The 13,733-nt window shown below is 70.7% G+C and carries 13 protein-coding genes and 1 pseudogene; 6 read left to right on the forward strand and 8 right to left on the reverse strand.

Annotated elements, in window-relative coordinates; all coding sequences use genetic code 11:
• Window positions 1–3: 3 nt before the first annotated feature.
• From OG707_RS10730 to OG707_RS10760, 7 genes and pseudogenes are all read right to left on the reverse strand, one after another.
• Window positions 4–969, reverse strand: a complete 966-nt coding sequence (locus OG707_RS10730; RefSeq protein ID WP_329116851.1) for an arabinan endo-1,5-alpha-L-arabinosidase — start codon at window positions 967–969, stop codon at window positions 4–6.
• Between the two features lie 22 nt (window positions 970–991).
• Window positions 992–1,861: a carbohydrate ABC transporter permease gene (locus OG707_RS10735; RefSeq protein ID WP_329116854.1), complete on the reverse strand. Its 870-nt coding sequence runs from the start codon at window positions 1,859–1,861 to the stop codon at window positions 992–994.
• The gene (locus OG707_RS10740; RefSeq protein WP_329116856.1) at window positions 1,858–2,799 is read right to left on the reverse strand and encodes a carbohydrate ABC transporter permease; all 942 of its coding nucleotides are present in this window, start codon (window positions 2,797–2,799) and stop codon (window positions 1,858–1,860) included. The genes OG707_RS10735 and OG707_RS10740 overlap by 4 nt, the downstream gene beginning before the upstream one ends.
• Window positions 2,796–4,145, reverse strand: coding sequence for an extracellular solute-binding protein (locus tag OG707_RS10745; protein WP_329116858.1), 1,350 nt, complete (start codon window positions 4,143–4,145; stop codon window positions 2,796–2,798). The genes OG707_RS10740 and OG707_RS10745 overlap by 4 nt, the downstream gene beginning before the upstream one ends.
• Window positions 4,146–4,315: 170 nt before the next feature.
• Window positions 4,316–5,467, reverse strand: a pseudogene (locus OG707_RS10750) (GAF domain-containing protein); the annotation flags it as partial.
• Window positions 5,464–6,501 carry a rod shape-determining protein gene (locus tag OG707_RS10755; RefSeq protein ID WP_329116861.1) on the reverse strand — a complete coding sequence of 346 codons (1,038 nt, stop codon included), beginning with the start codon at window positions 6,499–6,501 and terminating at the stop codon, window positions 5,464–5,466. The gene OG707_RS10755 and the pseudogene OG707_RS10750, both read right to left, overlap by 4 nt.
• A 148-nt stretch (window positions 6,502–6,649) precedes the next feature.
• Window positions 6,650–7,237 carry a hypothetical protein gene (locus OG707_RS10760; protein ID WP_329116863.1) on the reverse strand — a complete coding sequence of 196 codons (588 nt, stop codon included), beginning with the start codon at window positions 7,235–7,237 and terminating at the stop codon, window positions 6,650–6,652.
• A gap of 112 nt (window positions 7,238–7,349) precedes the next feature.
• On the opposite strand from OG707_RS10760, the gene OG707_RS10765 reads away from it, so the two are divergent.
• From OG707_RS10765 to OG707_RS10785, 5 genes are all read left to right on the forward strand, one after another.
• A complete protein-coding gene (locus OG707_RS10765) occupies window positions 7,350–8,009 on the forward strand; it encodes an SCO2400 family protein (RefSeq protein ID WP_329116865.1) in 660 nt (219 codons plus the stop codon).
• Window positions 8,010–8,107: 98 nt separating this feature from the next.
• Window positions 8,108–9,127 (forward strand): NADP-dependent oxidoreductase, encoded by a 1,020-nt coding sequence (locus tag OG707_RS10770; protein ID WP_329116867.1) that lies wholly within the window; start codon window positions 8,108–8,110, stop codon window positions 9,125–9,127.
• A 69-nt stretch (window positions 9,128–9,196) separates the two neighbouring features.
• Complete coding sequence (locus tag OG707_RS10775; protein ID WP_329116869.1) at window positions 9,197–9,625, forward strand: organic hydroperoxide resistance protein; 429 nt, start codon at window positions 9,197–9,199, stop codon at window positions 9,623–9,625.
• A gap of 160 nt (window positions 9,626–9,785) precedes the next feature.
• Window positions 9,786–10,556: an IclR family transcriptional regulator gene (locus OG707_RS10780; protein ID WP_329116872.1), complete on the forward strand. Its 771-nt coding sequence runs from the start codon at window positions 9,786–9,788 to the stop codon at window positions 10,554–10,556.
• Window positions 10,553–11,398, forward strand: a complete 846-nt coding sequence (locus tag OG707_RS10785; RefSeq protein ID WP_329116874.1) for an SMP-30/gluconolactonase/LRE family protein — start codon at window positions 10,553–10,555, stop codon at window positions 11,396–11,398. The genes OG707_RS10780 and OG707_RS10785 overlap by 4 nt, the downstream gene beginning before the upstream one ends.
• Before the next feature lie 37 nt (window positions 11,399–11,435).
• Here OG707_RS10785 and OG707_RS10790 read toward each other — a convergent pair whose 3' ends face one another.
• A complete protein-coding gene (locus tag OG707_RS10790) occupies window positions 11,436–12,038 on the reverse strand; it encodes a helix-turn-helix domain-containing protein (protein ID WP_329116876.1) in 603 nt (200 codons plus the stop codon).
• A gap of 64 nt (window positions 12,039–12,102) precedes the next feature.
• Between OG707_RS10790 and OG707_RS10795 the strand changes: the two genes are divergently transcribed.
• A complete protein-coding gene (locus OG707_RS10795) occupies window positions 12,103–13,713 on the forward strand; it encodes an FAD-dependent oxidoreductase (RefSeq protein ID WP_329116878.1) in 1,611 nt (536 codons plus the stop codon).
• Window positions 13,714–13,733: the final 20 nt, after the last annotated feature.

A 13,733-nucleotide genomic window follows, 5' to 3' on the forward strand; every position in this document is an offset into this window, starting at 1 on the left:
TGGTCAGGACACCGTGGGCCAGCCGCCGCGCCATTGCAGCGTGTTGAGGCCCAGCTTCGGTGTGCCGTTGTCGTCGCCGTCGTAGTAGTGGTACGCGAGGACGTCGTGGCCGTGGTCGCGGAAGACCGACTCGCCGCCGGGGCCGAAGTATCTGCCGTGCCCGGCCAGGAGCAGGTCGCCGCCGCCCTCCAGGAGGGGCGTTCCGGTGGAGTCGGTGTAGGGGCCGGTGACGGACGTCGAGCGGCCGACCCTGATCTTGTACGTGGAGTTCACGCCCGCGCAGCACGCGTCGTACGAGGCGAACAGGTAGTAGTAGCGGCCGTGTTGGACGACGGCCGGGCCCTCGACCGCGTAGGGGAGGTCGGGGCGGGTCGCGAGGTGGCGGACCGTCGGGTGCGACGGGTCGGCCTTGCCCGTACGGCGGTCGAGTTCGACCATGCGGATGCCGGACCAGTACGAGCCGAAGGCCATCCAGAGGCGGCCGTCCGCCCGGACGATGCCGGGGTCGATGGCGTTCCAGGTGTCGGTCGTCTCGGAGGTGAAGACCTTGCCGCGGTCGGTCCAGGTGCCGGGCATACCGGTGCGGGAGGTGGCGACGCCGATCGCGGAGTGGTTGGTGCCCCAGGAGGAGACGGCGTAGTAGAGCCAGTAGACGCCGTCGCGGTAGGAGATGTCGGGGGCCCAGGGGTCGCCGGTGGTGTTGTACTCGTACCACCAGGAGGGCGGGGTCGCGAAGGCGTTGCCGGCGTCCGTCCAGTCGCGGAGGTCCGGGGAGAGGCGGGCTCCGATCACGCCGCCCGTCGAGTACGCGACGTACTGGCCGTTCTTGAGGTGGATCACCGTCGGGTCGTGGATGATCTGCTGGCCCGTGAGGGGCAGAGGGTCGGGGTAGTCGGCGGCCTGCGCGGTGGACGGCAGGAGGGCGAGGAGGGCGGCGGCCAGCACGGCCGCAGCTCTGAAGCGCTTCAACGGACAGTCTCCTGACGGGTGTTCACTGCCCCGCAAGGCCCGTGTGGGCCACGCCGGCGACGATCTGACGCTGGAAGAAGACGAAGACGATGATCAGCGGCAGACCCGCCATCAGGCCGCCCGCCATGAGCTGCGCCCACTGGATGCCGTAGGAGTTCATGACGGTCGCGATGCCGTTCGGCATGGTCATCAGGTCGGGGTTGTTGGTGACCATGTACGGCCAGAGGAAGTTGTTCCACGAGCTGATGAAGGTGAAGATCCCGACGGCCGCGAGCGAGGGCCGGGACAGCGGCAGGACGATCGTGAAGAACACGCGCCAGCGGCCCGCGCCGTCGATGAACGCCGCCTCCTCCAGCTCCTTCGGGATCCCCTGGAAGAACTTGTAGAGGATGTAGACCATCGCGGCGGGCGCGCACTGCGGCAGGATCATGCCCCAGTACGTGTCGACCATCCCCATCTGCTGGACGGTCGTGAAGAGCGGGACGCCGAGCACGGCCGGCGAGATCATCAGGCCCGCCATCACGACGCCCATCAGGACGCCCTTGCCGCGGAACTCCGTACGGGCGAATCCGTATCCGGCGAGGGCTGCGACCGACAGCACGATGGCGGTCACCAGCACGGACACCACAAGGGAGTTGACGAACCAGTTCGAGACGTTGCCCGTCTCCCAGAGCGCCTTCCACGCCTGCAGAGTCCAGACCTTGGGCAGCCAGTGCGGCGGGATCTCGGCCGCCTCCGCCTCAGACTTGAGCGAGGTGAGCAGGGCCGCCACGATCGGCCCCACGAAGACGGCGGAGACGGCGACGCCGAGGAGCGTGAGGACGATCTGGCTCGGCGTCCAGGGCTTGCGGGTCTTGCGTATCTTCAGCGGCGTGTCCGTGGTGGTGGTCATCGGACGCCCTCCTCACGGTTGCGCAGCAGCACCATCCGGCCGAGGGCGACGGCGGCGATGATCACGAAGAAGATGATGGACATCGCGGAGGCGTAGCCCACGCGGTAGCTGGTGAAGCCCTGTTCGAGGGTGTACTGCACGAAGGCGCGCGTGCTGAGCTCGGGTCCTGGCCCGAAGTCCATCATCGCCACGGCCTGGTCGAAGAGCTGGAGCGAGGCGAGGGCCTGGAGCGCGATCACCAGTCCGGTGATGTGGCGCAGCATCGGCAGCGTGATGTGGACCATCCGCTGCCAGGCGTTGGCGCCGTCCAGTTTGGCGGCCTCGTAGAGGTGGGCCGGGATGGACTGGAGCGCGGCGAGGTAGAGGAGGAAGGAGAATCCGACCGTCCACCAGAGCGTCTCGATGACGAGGGCGAGCATCGCGTACGACTTGTCGGTCAGCCAGGGCGTGGTGAGCCCGAGGCTCTCGTTGAACAGGCCGATCCCCTGCGTGAGCAGCCACTGCCACATGTTGGCGGCGACGGTCGACGGCAGCAGAAACGGTGCGAAGAAGCAGAGCCGCCACAGCCATTTGCCGCGCTCGATGTTGTGGGCGAGCATCGCGAGCAGGAAGGCCAGGACGGTGATGCAGGGCACGACGAGCAGCGTGAAGTACGCGCTGTGGCCGAGCGCGTCCCACATCGCCGTATCGCCCAGCGCCTCGCGGTAGTTGTCGAGGCCGACGAAGTTCGCGCCGTCGCCGGAGATGTTGGCGTCGGTCAGGCTCAGGTAGATGCCGCGCAGCAGCGGCCAGATGACGAAGAGCACGAAGAGGGCCAGGAACGGGGCGATGAACCAGCCCCCGTGCTGGAAGCCCTGCTTGCGGCGTACGGTCGCGGCTTTGGTCGCGGTCCTCGCCCGCACCGGGGCGACGACGGTCTCGGCACTGGTCGTCGTCATGCGACTCCACCTCCCTGCGCTGCGGTCCTGCCGTCCATCGGGTTCTTCGAGGCGAGGAGCTTGACGAGCTCCTTCTTCATGCGCTGCGCGACGGAGGCCGGCTTGGCGGAGCCCATCGTCGAGGAGACGACCATCGGGCCGAGGTCCTGGGCGAGGACACCGGTGGAGCCCGCGAACCACACCTTGGGCTCGGTGGCCTGGTGGTCCATGGCGCTCGCGTACTCGTTCTGCGGGGTGAGTTTCTTGTACGCGGCCGTGGAGAGCGTCGGCGTGTACGCGGGGATGTGACCGCCGGCCGCCCACTGCTGGGCGTGCTGGACGACGTACGCGGCGAGCTGGTGCGCGGCGTCGTTGGTGGCGCCGCCGCGGCCGGCCTGGTGGGGCAGGACGAAGGAGTGCGACTCGGCGTGCGTGGCCTGCTTGCCGAAGACGGGCGGGAGCGGGGTCGCGCCGTAGTCGAGCTTGGCGCCGGAGAAGACGGGCACCGACCAGTTGCCCTCCCAGGTGAAGGGGGCGCCGTTGATGAACTGCTCGCCGGTGGGCGCGCCCGGGATGACGTATCCGTCGGTGACGTGCTTGCGGAAGAACTCCAGGACCTGGGTGGCCTTGTCGGCGTCGAAGAGGACCTCGGTGTTCTCGGCGTTGAACCACTGGCCGCCGAGCTGGGTGTAGAAGGCGACGAAGAACCACCACTGGAAGTTCTGGTCGTTGGTCCACAGGCCGATGGTCTGCAGACCCTTCTTCTGGGCGGCCTTGGCCTTCTTCAGTACGTCGAACCACGCGTCGGTGGAGGTGACTTCGATCATCCGGCCGTCGTCGCCGAGCAGTCCGGCCTTCTTCAGGACGTCGCGGCGGTAGAAGCAGAGCTGGACGTGGATGTCGAGCGGCAGGGCGTAGAGCTTGCCGTCGATGACACCGCGGTTCCACAGCACCGGGTTGTAATCCGCTTTGCGGACGCCGTACTTGGCGAGGAGGGTCTCGTCCCACGGGTCGAGGAGCCGCCCCGGCGAGAAGCCCGCGACCCGGCCGAGGTGCATGACGCCGAGCTCGGGGGCGCGGTTGCCCGCGGCCGCCATGGCGAGTTTGGTGTAGAAGGGGTTGCCCCACTGGAGCGTGGAGTCCTTGACGGCGATGCCGGGGTGGTCTGCGCGGAAGGCGTCCAGCATCGCGATCATGTTGGCGCCGTCGCCGCCGCTGAAGAGGTTCCAGTAGCGGACGCGGACATCCGCGCCGGTGGCGAGCGCGTCGGCGCCCGAGCCCAGCGACGCGAACCCGAGACTGCCGGCGACCGCGGCCCCGCCGAGACCGGCGAGGACCTGCCGACGGTTCAGGGGAGGTATTCCCATGCCCACCCTCACTGTTCCGTGTTCGAAATTTCGAATGATGGCCGTAACTTCGAACGGAACGTAAGGTTGAAGCGCTTCCGCGTCAATGGATCACGCAGACATTCTCAGTAACTCGCCAGGATTTCGGCCGTGTTACGAAATCTCGAACAAGGAGACGCCTCTCAGGCGGCCGTCGGCGGATCCGGCGGCGGCTGCTGCAGCGTGACGATCGCCGTCCGCACCTCGTGGATCGTGGCGTGCAGTTCGTCCACCGCCCGGTCGAGCAGCTCGACCATGTCCGGTGTGCCCGCGCGCCGTTGGGTCGACTCCAGCATCATCCCGGTGGCGAACAGCCGCTGGACGACCAGATCGTGCAGATCGCGGGCGATGCGGTCGCGGTCCTCGTACACCGCGAGCTGTTCCCGGTTCTGCTGCGCGTCCGCCAGTACGAGGGCGAGCGCGGCCTGCGAGGCGAACTGCGAGGCGAGCAGCCGGTCGACGGCGGTGTACGGCCGCTCGCCGCGCCGGCGCGGCAGGGCGAGGGTGCCGATCAGCCGGCCCCCGCTCTGCAGCGGCAGCATCATGCTCGGCCCGAACCGCGCCCTGACCTGCGTGGTCATCCGGGGGTCCGTCGAGGAGTCCTCGATGAACACCGGCTCCCCGCCCAGGAGTTGGACCAGGACCGGGGAGCCGGGTGCGATCGTGGTGCCGACGAGGTCGCCGGGGTCGTCGAGCGTGGAAGCGGCGACGATCTCCATACCGCCCTCCTGGGTCGGCTGCAGGACCACCCCCGCCGCCGCGTCGGCGAGCATCCTGGCGCGTTCGGCCACCGTCATCAGGGCGTCCTCGGCGCTCTTGCCGGTGAGGAGCGCGGTGGTCACGGCCGCGGCGCCCTCGATCCAGCGCTCCCGCAGGCGGGCCGTCTCGTACAGCCGCGCATTGCCGATGGCGATGCCCGCCTGCGAGGCGAGGACCCGCAGGAGCGCCTCGTCGTCCTCGGTGAAGAACCCGTTCCGCTTCTCCGCGAGATGGAGCGTGCCGAACACCTCGGTGTGGACACGGATCGGGACCTGGAGCACGTCCGGGTCCCCCTCGGCCGGGACGGTGACCGAGGGCTCGACGGTCTGCCCCGAGGTGAACAGTTCGGTGAGCCGGCCGGTCTCGGGGTCCTGGACCGCGAGAGCGCCGTACCGCGACCCGGTGAGTTCGGTGGCGGAGTCCACCAAGTGCTGCAGGGTGGAGTGCAGTTCGAGATCGGTGCCGACGCTCAGCACCGCCTCCAGGAGCATCGGCAGCCGGATCGGCATCTGCCCCTGCGCAAGCTCGGGCTCCCGACCAGTCATCCGGCGAGCGGGTTGAGGACCATCGGCTCGATCTTGCCGTCGAGCATCGCCCCGAGCCCCAGCACGGCGCAGATGTCGGGCCGCTCCGCGATGTGCACCGGCATGCCCGTCGCGTCGCGCAGCATCTGGTCGAGTCCGGGCAGCAGCGCGCTGCCGCCGACCATCATGATCCCGCGGTCCACCAGGTCGGCGACGAGATCGGGCGGGCAGTCGCGCAGCACCCGGCCGATGCCGTCGAGCACCGCGGTGAGCGGGGTGTGGATGGCACTGCGTACGGCAGCCGTCTCCACCTGCACCGAACGGGCAAGACCGGTCGCCACGTCGCGGCCGTGGATCTCGGTGGAGTCCGGACCCTTGACCATCAGGCCGTTGCCGCTGAGGGCCAGCTGCAGCGGGCGCACGGACTGGCTCGGCAGCATCAGTTCGTGCTGGTGGCGCAGGTGCTCGATGACCGCGCGGTCGATGGCCTCGCCGCCGACCGGGATGCGCTGCGCGGTGACGATCGAGCCCAGGGAGAGGACGGCGATCTGGGTGGAGGCCGCCCCGCACACCATGATCATGGTGGCGGTGGGCTGCTCCACGGGGAGCCCGCAGCCGACGGCCGCGGCAATGAGGGTGTCGACCAGCTCGACGCGGCTGGCACCCATGCCCACCAGCGTCTCGACGGCGGCGCGCTGCGCGAGCGGGTCGGCGTCGTGCGGGATGCAGGCGGCGGCGCGCAGCCGCAGCTTGCGGCGGAGCCGGCGGCGCAGCGGGGTGCCCAGGAGCTGGCGGAGCATGCGCTGGGCCATTTCGATGTCGATGACGGTGCCGCCCGAGACGGGGCGGACCACCCGGATGTGGTCGGGGGTGCGCCCGGTCATCTGCTCGGCGAAGGTGCCGACGGCGATGAGCGAGCCGGTACGGACGTTCACGGCGGCGACGCTCGGTTCGTCGACGACGAGCCCGCTGCCCTTCACGTACACACGGGTTCTGGCGGCCCCGAGGTCGACGGCTACATGGCAACGGCGCAACTGCTCAAGACTGACGGTCACGGCAGGTTCTCCCGAGAAGCGCTGAGGTGGTGGATCGGATCTCCGGCGGGGGCCGGTCCTCTTCGCATCGTGTGGGCGCCGCAAGCCGTGCGCGCGCTGGGCTGAGCCGGACGGGTGCGTTTCTGACGGACGGCCAGAAAGCAAGCATTTACGGTCGCGTGTCGGGGAGTTGCACCCGCTGCAGCAGTCCCCAGGTGAACTCGGCGATGTGCGGCTGCCCGCCGGGTGGGGTAAAGGCGAGCCGCCACCGCGTCGGCGCGGTCCCTTCCATCGGCCGTACGGGAGCGAAGGCGCGGGCCACCTCGTCCACCGTGCACGACCAGGGGACCAGGTCGCCGGCCGTCCGCAGCACGGGTCCTGCCGCTCCGGGCGCCCGCACCAGCCACTCGTTCCACACGGCGCCGCCGGGCGCGACGAGCGCCTCGAAGCGGAGATCGGGCCAGAGCGGCACCGGCCACAGGAGGGCGTCGCACTCCAGGTCGCCGATCTTCTTCCGTACGGCCGTCTCGGGCGCCCCGAGCACCGAGCGGTAGCGCTGCGCCGCCCCGCGCGAGCGCGGCGAGTGCGCCATCGCCTGCCAGCGGCGGTTGGCCTCGCGCATCTCGGCGATGGAGACGCCGAGGCGGTGGCGCGCGTCCTCGACCAGATCGGGCTGGTGGTCGGCCATCCGGCGCAGCAGGACGAGTTGGAAGTCGAGCGGGGAGAGGGGCCTGGCGGTGGGCCGGTCGGGCGACATGTGTCCATCCTGCCCCGATGCGCTGACACGCTCTGGAATCAGGGATTCCACACAAGATCCACACAGGACGTGCTCCCCTTGTTCGTGGCTGTGCGGATAGCGTTCGGGCGCCATGGACTACTGCTACTCGTGCCGGAGGCACCTCAACGGCGCGCTCGCCTGTGCGGGGTGCGGCACCCCCGCGGACCGGCTCGGAGCACCCGAGCCCGTCGAGTCCACGGTCTACGACATCACCGCGGACCCTGCCGATTCCGAGCGCGCACCGCGCTCGCACTCCCGGTCCCGGTCCCAGTCCCGCGCACGCGGCCGGGCGCGCAAGCGCCGGCGCGGCCGCCGTACGGTACTGATCGCCGCGGTGGCCGTGATGCTGGCGGCGGGCGCGCTGAGCCTGGCCGAGCTGGGCACGGAGGGGCCGCAGGACAACACGTCCGCGGATTCCGTACGGGAGGACGCGCTGCCCTCGGAGGAGTCGCCGGCCCCCGGCACCTCGGGCCCCGCCGACCCGGCGCAGCCCTCGGGCGTGGCGAGCGCGCGCAACGCCGACGCGACCTCCGCGGCGCCCGGCACCGGCACTGCCCCTTCGAGCAAGCCCACGCCTTCGAGGTCCGTGCACACCACTCCCCCGGCCGCGTCCTCGTCGGCCCCGGCCGGGAGCCGTCCGCCGTCGGCGTCCCCGACCGGCGGGGCAAGCACGTCGGCGCCCGCGCCGACCCCGACGCCCACGCCCACCCCGTCGGAGACCTGCACGCACTGGCTCTGGTTCTGCACGTAGACGCAGACACAGACACCCTCCCACTTACTTGACAATCTCAAATATCGGGGCGCATGGTTGTTTGAGCATCTAAAGCTTTTCTAGGAGGTCGCTCCACCATGTCCGCACTCCCCACGGTCAGCCGCGCATGGCACCTCGTCCGCCGTCCCAGCGGCTGGCCCGTCCCCGAGGACTTCGCGCTGGTCGAGACGCCGGTGGCCGCCCCCGCCGAGGGCCGGATCCTGGTCCGCAACCTCTACTTCTCCGTCGACCCGTACATGCGCGGCCGCATGAACGACGTGAAGTCCTACGTCCCGCCGTACCAGCTCGACAAGCCCATGGACGGCGGCGCGGTCGGCGAGGTCATCGCCTCGAACGCGGACGGCTTCGCGGTCGGCGACCACGTCGTGCACGGTCTGGGCTGGCGCGAGCTCGCCGACGTACCGGCGCAGCACGCCACCAAGGTCGACGCCTCCCTCGCCCCGCTCTCCGCCTACCTGGGCGTGCTCGGCATGACGGGTCTGACGGCCTACGCGGGCCTCTTCGACGTCGCCTCCTTCAAGGAGGGCGACACCGTCTTCGTCTCCGGCGCGGCCGGCGCGGTCGGCAACCAGGTCGGCCAGATGGCGAAGCTGAAGGGCGCCGCCCGGGTCATCGGCTCGGCCGGCTCGGACGAGAAGGTCAAGTACCTGATCGAGGAGCTCGGCTTCGACGCCGCCTTCAACTACAAGAACGGCCCGGTCGGCCAGCAGCTGCGCGAGGCGGCCCCGGACGGCATCGACGTCTACTTCGACAACGTCGGCGGCGACCACCTCGAAGCGGCCATCACCTCGTTCAACGTGGGCGGCCGCGCCACCATCTGCGGAATGATCGCCCAGTACAACGCGACCGAGCCGACGCCGGGACCGCGCAACATGGCGCTGATCATCGGCAAGCGGCTGCGTCTGCAGGGCATGCTCGTCAACGACCACGCGGCGCTGCAGCCGCAGTTCGTCTCCGAGGTCGCGGGCTGGGTCGGCTCCGGCGAGCTCAAGTACAACGAGACGGTCGTCGAGGGCATCGAGAACGGCGCCGAGGCGTTCCTCGGTCTGATGAGGGGCGAGAACACCGGCAAGATGCTGGTCTCGCTCGGCAAGTAAGCTCGGTCCCAGCCGCCGTGATCGTGGGCGCGAGTCGCGGCGTACCAGCAGAAAAGGAACCGTCTCACCATGGCAATCCAGAAGATCGACGTCGCGTACACCGCTGTCGCCACCGCCGAGAACGGCCGTGACGGCCGCGTCTCCTCCAGCGACGGCCAGCTCGACGTCGTCGTCAACCCGCCGAAGGAGATGGGCGGCAGCGGCGCCGGCACCAATCCGGAGCAGCTCTTCGCCGCCGGTTACAGCGCCTGCTTCCAGGGTGCGCTCGGTGTCGTCGCGCGTGCGGCCAAGGCCGATATCTCGGGCTCGACGGTGACGGCCTCGGTCGGCATCGGCAAGACGGAGGCGGGCGGCTTCGGCCTGGAGGTCGCGATCACCGCCTCCATCCCGAACGTCGACGCGGCCACAGCCCAGGAGCTGATCGAGAAGGCGCACCAGGTGTGCCCGTACTCGAACGCCACCCGCGGCAACATCAAGGTCGAGCTCGCGGTCGCCTGACCCGCACTCCTCCGCGAGGGCCGCGCTCCGTCACCGTACGGAGCGCGGCCCTCTGCCGTCTCCGCAGAGGCATTGCCCTGCGAACTGCGCTGCGGATAGCCTGTGTTCGTCATTCCGACCATCGGCCGGAGTTTCGAACAGATGGGGTGGGTGGACGATCATGGGACGACTGGTCCCCGCGGTGACCAGGGCGCTGGACATACTCGAGCTCTTCCTCGAAGGAGACGGGACCCTCTCCGCGCCCGATGTGACCCGCAAGCTGCAGCTCCCGCGCACCACCGTGCACGAGCTGCTCACCACGCTCGCCGCCCGCGGCTATCTGACCGCCATCCCCGAGCAGGCCGGACGCTACCGGCTCGGCGTGCGGACGTACCAGCTCGGCAGCCGGTACGCGGAGAAGCTCGACCTCGCCGCCGAGGGGCAGCAGGTCGCCCGCGAGGTCGCCGAGACCTGCGACGAGACCGTCCATGTCGCCATCCTGGAAGACACCGATGTCATCTACATCGCGAAGGTGGACTCCACGCACGCGGTCCGGATGGTCTCGGCCGCGGGCCGCAGGCTCCCCGCGCACTGCACCTCGGTCGGCAAGATGCTGCTCGCCTCGCTCCCCGAGAACGATCTCGAGTCCCGGCTCGCGGGGCGCGACTTCGCCCCGATGACACCCAACAGCATCACGGATCCGGCCGATCTGCGCACCGCCCTCGCCGACATCCGCGAGCGCGGGATCGCCGCCGAGCACCGCGAGTCGAACCCGGACGTGAGCTGTGTGGCCGCTCCGGTACGGGACCGGGCGGGGCGGGTGGTGGCCGCGCTGTCGATCTCCGTACCGATGATCCGGTGGAACGAGGAGCGCGAGGGCGAGCTCGCGGACCTGGCGCTCAAGGGGGCCGCGGAGCTCTCGACGCGCCTGGGATTCCGGGGCCAGTCGTGACCCAAGTGGAGCTGGCGGTACGGGAGTTCGCCGAGCTGGGCGAGGGCCCGACCTGGGACGCGGCGGCGGACCGGCTGATCTGGGTCGACATCCTCTCCTCGCGGGTCCACACGTACGACCCGGGCAGCGGCCGCCGTACGGTCATGACGACACCCCAGCACGTGGGCGCGGCCAAGCCGCGGGCGGGCGGCGGCCTGGTGGTCAACCTGCGTGACGGCATTGCCCTGTACGGCCCGGACGGCTCCGCTTTCAGCTGGCTCCACCGCGACCCCGTCGCGGGCCGCCGCGGCAATGACGCGGCGATCGCGCCGGACGGGTCGCTGTGGGCGGGGACCATGCGGTACGACGAGGCGGCGGGCGGGGGGACGCTGACCCGGGTGACGGGCGACGGGTCGGCCGAGCAGCTGCTCACCGTGGCGGTGTCGAACGGCACGGGGTGGAGCCCGGACGGCTCGCGCCTCTACTACATCGACAGCCCGACCCGCCGGGTGGACGTCTTCGACTTCGACGGTGAACGCGCGTCGGGACGGCGGGAGTTCGCGTCGATCGAGGCGGGCGAGGGCTTCCCGGACGGGCTGACGGTGGACGCGGAGGGCTGCGTCTGGGTGGCGCTGTGGGACGGGGGCCAGGTCCGGCGCTACACCCCGGACGGGGCGCTGGACCGTACGATCCCGCTCCCGGTGCGACGGCCGACGGCGTGCGCGTTCGGGGGGCCGGACCTGCGCGACCTGTACGTCACGACGGCCAGGGTGGGGCTGACCGCCCCGCACCCGCTGTCGGGATCGCTGCTGGTGGTGCCGGGAGCGGGCCAGGGTGTGGCGCAGCCGGAGTTCGCGGGTTAACCCCCGCTTGGGGGCTCCGCCCCCACACCCCCGCTCCTCAATCGCCGGAGGGGCTTGATTTTGGCCGCGCCCGCACATGCATCCGCTCCCCCTGCCGCCCGAAGATCGACAGGATCTCCACCGGCTCGGGCCCCGCGCTCTCGAACGCGTGCGGGGTCCGGGTGTCGAACTCCGCCGCCTCACCCGCGGTGAGCACCACATCATGGTCGCCCAGGACCAGCCGCAGCCGCCCCGCCAGCACATACAGCCAGTCGTACCCCTCGTGCGTCCGCTGCTCCAGCTCCTGGCTCCCCGCCGGCCGTCCCGGCAGGATCATCTTGTACGCCTGCAGCCCGCCGAGCCGGCTGGTGAGCGGCACGAAGGTCTTGCCCCACCGGGTGAAGGGCCGGGGATGCACCCTCGGATCCCCCGTCGGCGGCGCGTCCACCAGCTCGTCCAGCGGTACGCCGTACGCCTTCGCCAGCGGAAACAGCAGCTCCAGCGTGGGCTTGCGCTGACCGGACTCCAGCCGCGACAGCGTCGAGAGCGAGATCCCGGTCGTCTCACTCAGCTGGGCCAGCGTGATCGCGCGCTCCCGGCGCAGCGCCCGCAGCCTCGGTCCCACCGCTGTCAGTACCTGCGCGAGGTCGTCGTCTGCCATGCCTCCATTTGCTGCCCCGGCAAGAAACTTTGTCAAACGGCGGGCGCGGGCGGACTCTTTCCGTATGACTTCGGAGACTGAGCAGACGCAGACAGAGACAGCCACGCGGTACGACGTCGTGGTCGTCGGCGGCGGCGCCGCCGGCCTGAGCGGCGCCCTCGCCCTGGGCCGGGCCCGCCGCTCGGTGCTGGTGATCGACGCGGGCGAGCCGCGCAACGCCCCGGCCGGGCACGTCCACACGTACCTGACCCGCGAGGGCACGCCGCCCGCCGAACTGCTCGCCGAGGGTCGTCGCGAAGTGGCGCTCTACGGCGGGGAGTTCACCACCGGCAAGGTCGTCTCCGCCGAGCACGGCGACGGCGGCGGCTTCCGCGTCACGCTCGACGACGGCCGCTCGTTCGCCGCGTCCCGTCTCCTGGTGACCACGGGCCTGACCGACGAGCTGCCCGGCGTCCCCGGCCTGGCATCACGCTGGGGCCGCGAGGTGCTGCACTGCCCGTACTGCCACGGCTGGGAGGTCCGCGACCAGGCCGTCGGGGTCCTGGCGACCGGCCCGCTCGCCGTCCACCAGGCGCTCCTGTGGCGTCAGTGGACCAGCGACATCACGCTCTTCCTGCACACCGCGCCGGAGCCCTCGGACGAGGAGTACGAGCAGCTGGCGGCCCGCGGCATCACCGTGGTGGAGGGCGAGGTGACCGCGGTCGAGTCGTCCGACGACCGGCTCACGGGCGTGACGACGGCCGACGGCACCACCGTCCCCGTCCAGGCCCTGGTCGTGGCCCCCCGCTTCACGGCCCGCGGCGGCCTCCTCGCCGCCCTCGGCCTGCGCCCCACCGACCTGGAGCGGGACGGCCATGTCATCGGCAGCTACATCGCCGCGGACCCGATGGGCGCGACCGAGGTCGCGGGCATCTGGGTCGCGGGCAACGTCACGAACGTCCTCGACCAGGTGATCGGCGCCGCGGCCGCCGGGGTGCGTGCGGGGGCCGCGATCAACGCCGACCTGATCGAGGAGGAGACGCAGCTCGCCGTGGAGGCGCACCGCAGGGCGGCCGGGGGCAAGGAGTTCTGGGACGCCCGGTACGCCGAGAGCCACCGCATCTGGAGCGGCAACCCCAATGTGGCGCTGGTCCAGCAGATCACCGGCCTGGAGCCGGGCCGCGCCCTCGACCTGGGCTGCGGGGAGGGCGCCGACGCGATCTGGCTGGCCCAGCAGGGCTGGCAGGTCACGGCGACCGACATCTCCCCCGTCGCCCTGGAACGCGCGACCGTGCACGCCCAGGACTCGTCGGTCGCGGACCGCGTCGACTTCCAGCAGCACGATCTCTCCGAGACGTTCCCCGAGGGCGTCTTCGACTTGATCTCGGCCCAATTCCTGCACTCCATGGGCGAGTTCCCGCGCGAGGAGATCCTGCGCAGGGCAGCCGCGGCGGTAGCTCCCGGCGGCACGCTCCTGATCGAGGGCCACTCGGGCCTCCCCCACTGGGAGAAGGACCCGCACCCGGGCGTGCACCTGCCGACGCCCGACGAGGTCCTCGCATCCCTCCAACTCCCCGAGGGCGATTGGGAGGTCCTGGTCAGCGAGGAGCACGACCGCGTCCAGAAGGACCCGGACGGAGTCCCGACGCACCGCACGGACAACACCCTCAAGATCCGCCGCACCAAGGCGAGTTGACGCCCGTTCGGCCGCCGGAA

The organism is Streptomyces sp. NBC_01465 (assembly GCF_036227325.1).
Classification (GTDB): Bacteria; Actinomycetota; Actinomycetes; order Streptomycetales; family Streptomycetaceae; genus Streptomyces.

Coding starts and splice junctions, on each gene's coding strand:
- OG707_RS10735 (WP_329116854.1), bottom strand. CDS start 1,861: ATGACCACCACCACGGACACGCCGCTGAAGATACGCAAGACCCGCAAG.
- OG707_RS10740 (WP_329116856.1), bottom strand. CDS start 2,799: ATGACGACGACCAGTGCCGAGACCGTCGTCGCCCCGGTGCGGGCGAGG.
- OG707_RS10745 (WP_329116858.1), bottom strand. CDS start 4,145: ATGGGAATACCTCCCCTGAACCGTCGGCAGGTCCTCGCCGGTCTCGGC.
- OG707_RS10760 (WP_329116863.1), bottom strand. CDS start 7,237: ATGTCGCCCGACCGGCCCACCGCCAGGCCCCTCTCCCCGCTCGACTTC.
- OG707_RS10765 (WP_329116865.1), top strand. CDS start 7,350: ATGGACTACTGCTACTCGTGCCGGAGGCACCTCAACGGCGCGCTCGCC.
- OG707_RS10770 (WP_329116867.1), top strand. CDS start 8,108: ATGTCCGCACTCCCCACGGTCAGCCGCGCATGGCACCTCGTCCGCCGT.
- OG707_RS10775 (WP_329116869.1), top strand. CDS start 9,197: ATGGCAATCCAGAAGATCGACGTCGCGTACACCGCTGTCGCCACCGCC.
- OG707_RS10780 (WP_329116872.1), top strand. CDS start 9,786: ATGGGACGACTGGTCCCCGCGGTGACCAGGGCGCTGGACATACTCGAG.
- OG707_RS10790 (WP_329116876.1), bottom strand. CDS start 12,038: ATGGCAGACGACGACCTCGCGCAGGTACTGACAGCGGTGGGACCGAGG.
- OG707_RS10795 (WP_329116878.1), top strand. CDS start 12,103: ATGACTTCGGAGACTGAGCAGACGCAGACAGAGACAGCCACGCGGTAC.